Source organism: Blautia faecis (genome assembly GCF_027662325.1).
In the GTDB taxonomy this organism is placed as follows: domain Bacteria; phylum Bacillota; class Clostridia; order Lachnospirales; family Lachnospiraceae; genus Blautia_A; species Blautia_A faecis.
This window is the reverse complement of record NZ_JAQDKY010000076.1, coordinates 4,708-6,281: the sequence shown is the minus strand read 5'-3', so window position 1 is coordinate 6,281 and position 1,574 is coordinate 4,708. Positions and strand designations below refer to the sequence as shown.

The window sequence follows — 1,574 nt, the reverse complement described above, 5'->3', positions numbered from 1 at the left end:
TTTCAACACACTAAATAGCAAAACACCATCTTGACAACTTTGCAAAAAATGCATATAATAATATCTTAGCGAAAGCACAATTACACAAACTTCGTCTGCGCACCAGCAATACCTATTATATACGATTAGGGCTTGTACTGGTTTCGACGGGGGTTTTGAAGTTGTGGAAGCCATCCGCAGTCTCCCGAACTGCGTAATAACGGGAAATTCTAAATATAAACGCTGACGATCAGTTAGTAATGGCAGCCTAAGTGCTGCCCGTCAGTCCTGTTGCACTCACACTTCAGGAGTCTGGCGTCGACCTTGTGAGAAACCTTGCCGGGTAAGCTTTGCCCCGGTAGATGTATCATGAAGCTACTGAAGCAGTAAGCCTGTCGGTGGGCGTACTGTGGAGGGAATGTTAATACAGCGACTGTGATGGGAGATGCCGCAAGGGATAGACTTTCGGACGCGGGTTCAATTCCCGCCAGGTCCATAGTGAAAACGCCGTATTTACGGCGTTTTTTCTTTTTCGTGTTGCATTTCGTGTTGCATAGTTGTGAAATGCGAATTAATTTTATCTGTAAATTTCTTTTGCTCATCGTTGATCACATTTCTGTATACAGCCTTTAGAACGGTATCTGTTTTCCATCCACCTCTTGCCATAATGTACTGATCCGGGATACCAATTGCGTGCATGATCGAAGCAGAGTAATGTCGGAGATCATGAAAACGGAATGGTATAACCATTCCTTCAAATGGACTTATTGATTGCTACAGTGCTGTTACAATATAAGCCTTTTATGTTTGGACTATTAAATTCATAGTCCATTACGTCTATACCGTCCGCGCAGGTCTGGTCTTGTAATTCCTCATATGTGCTCATGTAAACACCTCCCGCTTTAGTATATCTCAATACGTGTACAAAAATCTGTACAGTTGCTTCCACAAAAAGAAAATTGACAAATATTTCGGAGTGACATATAATATATTTAACAAGAGAACCGTTGGTCAGTGCACACCTGACCGCCGGATAAAGCATCAGCTAAAAATAGTGCCTTACTTTACCAGAGCAGGGGCGCTATTTTTTATGCGAAAAAGTAATAACAAGAGTTATGACTGCACAAAGCATAATTACAAAAGTAAATAAATCACTGTATGTAACCATCAGCACCAGCCTCCTTTCACAAAAGTGTCCGGCGGCTGACATAACACCCTAACAGTTCCCTGGGTAAATATATTATAATGTCAATGTACATTCTGGCAGATATGCCGATTATTTCCTTTTGTTTTTCACAAATTCAGCAAACTGGCGAATTTCATTCAATTCGTCTTCGGTGTATTCTTTGACATCAAAATGAGCGGCAAGAGTGGTAAGTTTATCAGTGTCTTCGGTCGATTTGGAATTATCAGTACCTTCTTCAACAGGTGAGCATGTGTCTTGAGTCTGTGAATACTGTTTATGCAGCTCTTCGACAGTTTCTTTTAACTATGACATTTTTCTTGAAATATGTTAAGAGCACATAACTAAGTTCGGCACATAATTACGGTTATGTTCTTAAGCACATAACCGTAAAAACTGGCTGTTCTGTGAC

The 1,574-nt window shown here is 40.7% G+C and carries 2 protein-coding genes and 1 other RNA gene; 1 reads left to right on the top strand and 2 read right to left on the bottom strand.

Going from position 1 to position 1,574, the window contains the following annotated elements; all coding sequences use genetic code 11:
- The first annotated feature begins 128 nt into the window (after nt 1-128).
- Nucleotides 129-478: a transfer-messenger RNA gene (gene ssrA / locus PGQ38_RS18885) on the top strand.
- 14 nt (nt 479-492) lie between these two features.
- Here the strand turns inward: ssrA and PGQ38_RS18880 are convergent.
- Nucleotides 493-645, bottom strand: coding sequence for a hypothetical protein (locus tag PGQ38_RS18880; RefSeq protein ID WP_233456192.1), 153 nt, complete (start codon nt 643-645; stop codon nt 493-495).
- Between the two features lie 88 nt (nt 646-733).
- A complete protein-coding gene (locus tag PGQ38_RS18875; protein ID WP_267904441.1) occupies nt 734-865 on the bottom strand; it encodes a hypothetical protein in 132 nt (43 codons plus the stop codon).
- Nucleotides 866-1,574: the final 709 nt, after the last annotated feature.

Excerpts from the sequence above, each read along its gene's own strand:
- PGQ38_RS18880 (WP_233456192.1), bottom strand. The coding sequence starts at position 645 with ATGGCAAGAGGTGGATGGAAAACAGATACCGTTCTAAAGGCTGTATAC.
- PGQ38_RS18875 (WP_267904441.1), bottom strand. The coding sequence starts at position 865 with ATGAGCACATATGAGGAATTACAAGACCAGACCTGCGCGGACGGTATA.